At 61.5% G+C, this 5,949-nt stretch carries 4 protein-coding genes and 1 pseudogene; all 5 read right to left on the bottom strand.

Features of this window, described 5'->3' with window-relative positions; translation table 11 throughout:
* Positions 1-952 (bottom strand): annotated as a pseudogene (locus tag EN925_RS19575) (hypothetical protein); the annotation flags it as partial.
* A 153-nt stretch (positions 953-1,105) separates the two neighbouring features.
* Complete coding sequence (tuf, locus tag EN925_RS19570; RefSeq protein WP_013531404.1) at positions 1,106-2,281, bottom strand: elongation factor Tu; 1,176 nt, start codon at positions 2,279-2,281, stop codon at positions 1,106-1,108.
* 99 nt (positions 2,282-2,380) lie between these two features.
* On the bottom strand, positions 2,381-4,471 hold the full coding sequence (gene fusA / locus EN925_RS19565; protein ID WP_013531421.1) for an elongation factor G: 2,091 nt from the start codon (positions 4,469-4,471) through the stop codon (positions 2,381-2,383).
* A 29-nt stretch (positions 4,472-4,500) separates the two neighbouring features.
* The gene (rpsG, locus tag EN925_RS19560) at positions 4,501-4,971 is read right to left on the bottom strand and encodes a 30S ribosomal protein S7 (RefSeq protein ID WP_008875664.1); all 471 of its coding nucleotides are present in this window, start codon (positions 4,969-4,971) and stop codon (positions 4,501-4,503) included.
* 76 nt (positions 4,972-5,047) lie between these two features.
* Positions 5,048-5,419, bottom strand: a complete 372-nt coding sequence (gene rpsL, locus EN925_RS19555; protein WP_006333356.1) for a 30S ribosomal protein S12 — start codon at positions 5,417-5,419, stop codon at positions 5,048-5,050.
* Positions 5,420-5,949: the final 530 nt, after the last annotated feature.

Here is a 5,949-nt window from a genome sequence, read left to right as displayed (position 1 = left end):
GTTCGATCGCTGGCGGAGTAGGCCTGGCCGCGGTCGCCATCAGGCCATCAGGCTTGTTCCCCGGCACTTCCCGGCAATTCGTGGCCAGGCGGCCGGGTTCGCACAGGCTCGCCGCGGTCAACAGGCCCACGGCGTCCGTGCTGGTGACCAGCTTCATCGCCAGCATGTCATCGAGGGCGATCTGGTGGATTTCGCTGGCCGGGGTGCCCTTCATCGTTTCGAGCATGCTTTGTTCGATGCCCATCTGGTCCAGGTAGGCCGCCAGCTTTTTCTCCACCGACTTGCTCATTTCGTAGGTCTTGTAGCTGCCGGCGTTCTTGCGGCTGACGATCTTCGTGTTGAGGATCTTCTTCTTGCCCCCGACGATCCGATAGGTGGTCCGGTATTGCAATTTCGTGCGGATGTAGGTCGTGGTGATCTGATGGACGCCGAGATAGGCCCATTCGCCAGCCACTCGCCTGATGCCGCCGGCAAACATCAGAGGACAGGCGGAATTGCACATGGCGCCATAGTCGATGACATCGCCGAAGTAGCGGGCGTCACGGTCCTGGCACCCCTTCGCGTCGGGCTGGCAGCTGGAAAACACCGTCTTGCCGATGGCGATATCGAGCTTGTTCTTGCGGATCAGCCGGCCAAGCGTCAGCGCCGCCTCGACATTGCCGCCGGGAGAATCCACGACAACAGGCAGTTTCCGCCCGCCAAGCGTCTTCAGCATGCGTTTGAAGAGCGCCGGAGTTCCGGCTTCTATGGAGCCCTCGGCCGATATCCATTCCGGACAGATCGGCTCGCACCCCGCTGCGTTGCTGCGGACAATGCCGAACCGCATCGTCGGCCCAAGATCCGGCGCCGCATCCGCCGCGAAGGCTGCCGGGCCTGTGGCAAGCAACGCAATCAGCCAGGTCAGAGCCAGCGGCCACAATGCCCGACGATGAAAATACCGCCTTGGAACCATTTGGAAAAAGCCCCTTGATGCAACCTATACTAGACGAGGTCCAGAGCCTTGCAACAGGGTTCGGCCGACGGGGCGGCAGCCGATAGCCCGGCAAACAAAAAGGGCGGCCCGAAGACCGCCCTTTCTTGTCGATCCGGCGAATGCCGGGCTCGGTTATTCCTTGATGGTGACGACGATGCCGGCACCGACGGTGCGGCCGCCTTCACGGATAGCGAAGCGCAGCTTCTCTTCCATGGCGATCGGCACGATCAGCTCGACATCGACCGTGATGTTGTCGCCCGGCATCACCATCTCGGTGCCTTCCGGCAGCGACACGATGCCGGTCACGTCGGTCGTGCGGAAGTAGAACTGCGGACGGTAGTTGGTGAAGAACGGCGTGTGACGGCCACCTTCGTCCTTGGTCAGGATGTAGGCTTCGGCCACGAACTTCTTGTGCGGCTTCACCGTGCCCGGCTTGGCCAGAACCTGGCCGCGCTCGACACCTTCACGATCAACGCCGCGCAGCAGCGCGCCGATGTTGTCGCCAGCCTGGCCCTGATCGAGCAGCTTGCGGAACATTTCCACGCCCGTGCAGGTCGTCTTGGTCGTCGGACGGATGCCGATGATCTCGAGTTCCTCGCCGACCTTGACCACGCCGCGCTCGACGCGGCCGGTCACGACCGTGCCGCGGCCCGAGATCGAGAACACGTCTTCGATCGGCATCAGGAACGGCTTGTCGAGCGGACGGACCGGCGTCGGGATGTAGGCATCGACCGCAGCCATCAGCTCGCGGATCGCGTCTTCACCGATCTTCTTATCCGAGTCTTCGAGAGCAGCCAGAGCCGAACCCTTGACGATCGGAATGTCGTCGCCGGGGAATTCGTTCTTGGTCAGAAGCTCGCGAACCTCGAGCTCGACCAGTTCGAGCAGCTCGGCGTCGTCGACCTGGTCGACCTTGTTCAGGAACACCACGATCGACGGCACGCCGACCTGACGGGCCAGCAGGATGTGCTCGCGGGTCTGCGGCATCGGGCCGTCGGCGGCCGACACGACCAGGATCGCGCCGTCCATCTGCGCGGCGCCGGTGATCATGTTCTTCACATAGTCGGCGTGGCCGGGGCAGTCGACGTGAGCGTAGTGGCGGTTGGCCGTCTCGTATTCGACGTGAGCCGTCGAGATCGTGATGCCGCGCGCCTTCTCTTCAGGGGCAGCGTCGATCTGGTCGTAGCGCTTGTATTCGCCAAAATACTTGGTGATCGCCGCCGTCAGCGACGTCTTGCCATGGTCGACGTGGCCAATCGTGCCGATGTTCACGTGAGGCTTGTTACGCTCGAATTTACCTTTGGCCATAATCGTTCTCCGTCTATTCTACCCGCTTGGGGGAAATTGTTATTCGCTCTTCAGATCCGGCACCGCGCAAGAGACGCGACGTCGATGGCTAAGGAACCCTTACGCGTATTTCTTCTGGACTTCCTGGGCCACTGCGGTCGGGACCGGCTCGTAGTGATCGAACTGCATCGTGTAGGCCGCACGGCCCTGGCTCATCGAGCGCAGGTTGTCGACATACTTGAACATGTTGGCGAGCGGCACCATCGCGTTGATGACCACGGCGACACCACGTGCTTCCTGACCCTGGATCTGGCCACGACGACCGTTCAGATCGCCGATGACGCTGCCGACATAGTCTTCCGGCGTCACGACTTCGACCTTCATGATCGGCTCGAGCAGCTGCACGCCAAGCTTGGGTGCTGCTTCACGGAAGCAGGCGCGGCCGGCGATTTCGAAGGCCAGAACGCTGGAGTCGACATCGTGGTAAGCGCCGTCGATGAGGGTCGCCTTGACGCCGATCATCGGGAAGCCCGCGAACGGACCCGAGGTCATGACGCTGTTGATGCCCTTTTCGACACCAGGGATGTATTCCTTCGGCACGGCGCCGCCGACGATCTTGGTATCGAACTCGAACTCGCTGCTATCGGGGTTCGGCTCGAACAGGATCTTGACGCGAGCGAACTGACCGGTACCGCCGGTCTGCTTCTTGTGCGTGTAGTCCTGCTCGTGCTTGCGGGTGATCGTCTCGCGATAGGCCACCTGTGGTGCGCCGACATTGGCCTCGACCTTGAACTCGCGACGCATGCGGTCGACGATGATGTCGAGGTGGAGTTCGCCCATGCCGGAAATGATGGTCTGGCCGCTTTCCTCGTCGGTCTTGACGCGGAAGGACGGATCCTCGGCGGCCAGGCGGTGAAGGGCGAGGCCCATCTTTTCCTGGTCGTTCTTGGTCTTCGGCTCGATGGCGATCTGGATGACCGGATCGGGGAATTCCATGCGCTCGAGAATGACCGGATGCAGCGGATCGCTCAGCGTGTCGCCGGTGGTCGTGTCCTTGAGACCGGCAAGAGCAACGATATCGCCGGCAAAAGCCTCTTCGACGTCGGCGCGCGAGTTCGCATGCATCTGCAGCATGCGGCCGATGCGCTCTTTCTTGCCCTTCACGGTGTTGTCGACCGAGATGCCCTTGGTGAGCCTGCCCGAATAGATGCGCGCAAAGGTCAGCGAACCGACGAACGGGTCGTTCATGATCTTGAAGGCGAGCATCGACAGCGGCTCGTTGTCGTCGGCATGACGCTCGATCTCGGCGTCGGTCTTGGCATCGACGCCCTTGATGGCGGGAACATCGGCCGGCGACGGCAGATATTCGACGACGGCGTCGAGCAGCGGCTGCACGCCCTTGTTCTTGAAGGCCGAGCCACAGAACATCGGGTAGAACTTGACCGCGATGGTGCCCTTGCGGATCAGCGCGCGAATCTCGTCATTCGACGGCATCTTGCCTTCGAGGTAATTCTCAAGCGCCGTCTCGTCCATTTCGACGGCAGCCTCGATCATCTTCTCGCGGTATTCTTCGGCACGAGCCTTGAGGTCGTCCGGGATCTCGACGATATCCCAGGCAGCGCCCAGCGTCTCGTCGCGCCAGACCAGCGCGTTCATCTCGACGAGGTCGACAACGCCCTTGAACTCGGTCTCGGCGCCAATCGGCAGCTGCATGACAACAGCATGCGCACCGAGGCGCGAGCCGATCATCTCGACCGAGCGATAGAAGTCGGCGCCGATCTTGTCCATCTTGTTGCAGAAGATCATGCGCGGAACGCGATACTTGTCGGCCTGGCGCCAGACAGTCTCGGTCTGCGGCTCAACACCGGCATTGGCATCGAGCAGCGCGATGGCGCCGTCGAGCACGCGCAGCGAACGCTCGACCTCGATGGTGAAGTCGACGTGGCCGGGGGTGTCGATGATGTTGAAGCGGTGCATCTTGCCGTCACGAGCCTTCCAGAAGGTCGTGGTCGCGGCGGACGTGATGGTGATGCCGCGCTCCTGCTCCTGCTCCATCCAATCCATGGTGGCAGCGCCGTCGTGGACTTCGCCGATCTTGTGCGACTTGCCCGTGTAGTAGAGGACGCGCTCGGTGGTCGTCGTCTTACCGGCGTCAATATGCGCCATGATACCGAAATTGCGGTAGTCTTCGATTTTGTATTCGCGGGCCATCGTAGCTGCCTCTCAGTCTCGTTCGCGCTTTACCAGCGGTAGTGCGCGAAAGCGCGGTTGGCTTCAGCCATCTTGTGGGTGTCTTCACGCTTCTTGACAGCGGTGCCGCGGTTGTTGGCCGCGTCCATCAGCTCGCCGGAGAGGCGGTCGACCATCGTGGTCTCGTTGCGGTTGCGGGCCGCAGCAATCAGCCAGCGAATGGCCAATGCCTGGCGGCGCTCGGGGCGCACGTCGACCGGAACCTGGTAGGTGGCGCCGCCGACACGGCGCGAACGCACTTCCACATGCGGCGCGACATTGTCGAGCGCCTGATGGAAGACGGTGACCGGCTCCTGCTTGGTCTTCGACTGAACCTGGTCGAGCGCGCCGTAGACGATGGTCTCGGCGACCGACTTCTTGCCGTCATACATGACGGCGTTCATGAACTTGGTGACGATCAGATCGCCGAACTTCGGGTCCGGATTGATCTCACGCTTTTCTGCACTGTGACGACGCGACATGGCTTTTGTCTCTCAATCTCATAGCCCGACGCACTCAAGGAGCGCCAAGGCCGGAAAATCTTACTTCGGACGCCCCTTACTTCGGGCGCTTGGCGCCGTACTTCGAACGGCGCTGCTTGCGGTTCTTCACACCCTGCGTGTCGAGCACGCCGCGGATGATGTGGTAGCGAACGCCCGGAAGATCCTTGACGCGGCCGCCGCGGATCATCACCACGGAGTGTTCCTGAAGGTTGTGGCCTTCGCCGGGGATGTACCCGATCACTTCAAAACCATTGGTCAGGCGGATCTTGGCCACCTTGCGCAGCGCCGAGTTCGGCTTCTTCGGCGTCGTTGTATAGACGCGCGTGCAGACGCCCCGCTTCTGCGGGTTCTGCTGCATGGCCGGGACCTTGTTGCGCTTCACCGGCGCAATGCGCGGCTTGCGGATCAGCTGGTTGACGGTAGGCATTAAACCCTCTTGTCTCTCAATTCCGTGTCTCGCCCGGTCAGGGCCGCTCAAAGCGTCATTTCCATACGCAAATTCGGGCCATAAACCGCGCCTCGCGGTCTTGCCCGAACAAAAGGCAGAGGAAGCGGAAGCCGCTTCGTGCACGCCGGAAATGTCTTTTCGCTCGTAAAACGAACCCTGTTTGAGGCAAACTCCAAAGCGTGTCGCTTCGGAAGGGAGAGCCTCACATCGGTTCTGACTGGGCGGCTTCTACCCGTAAGACCGCGGACCGTCAAGCCCGGAGCACCAAATATTGCGCGCCGACCAAGGCTTGGCAGCCATGCGAAAACCGCATGTAATTTTCTTTCGCATTTTTGCAAGAGCGAGGAAGAAAGTGACAAGCCTTCAGGCAAAGTGAATGGGTTTGCGCTGTTGCGCGGCCTTGCTTCATGCGAAAAGGCCGCATGAGCAGTCAAAACCCCCTCGCCCGCCCACCCGCTGCCAAGAGGAATCGGCCCGTGAACGACAACGAAGAACGCCCGGTCACAATC

The organism is Mesorhizobium sp. M7A.F.Ca.US.006.04.2.1, assembly GCF_004022915.1.
In the GTDB taxonomy this organism is placed as follows: Bacteria; Pseudomonadota; Alphaproteobacteria; order Rhizobiales; family Rhizobiaceae; genus Mesorhizobium; species Mesorhizobium ciceri.
The sequence above is the reverse complement of the archived record's forward strand: the minus strand, read 5'-3'. Positions and strand labels throughout refer to the sequence as shown.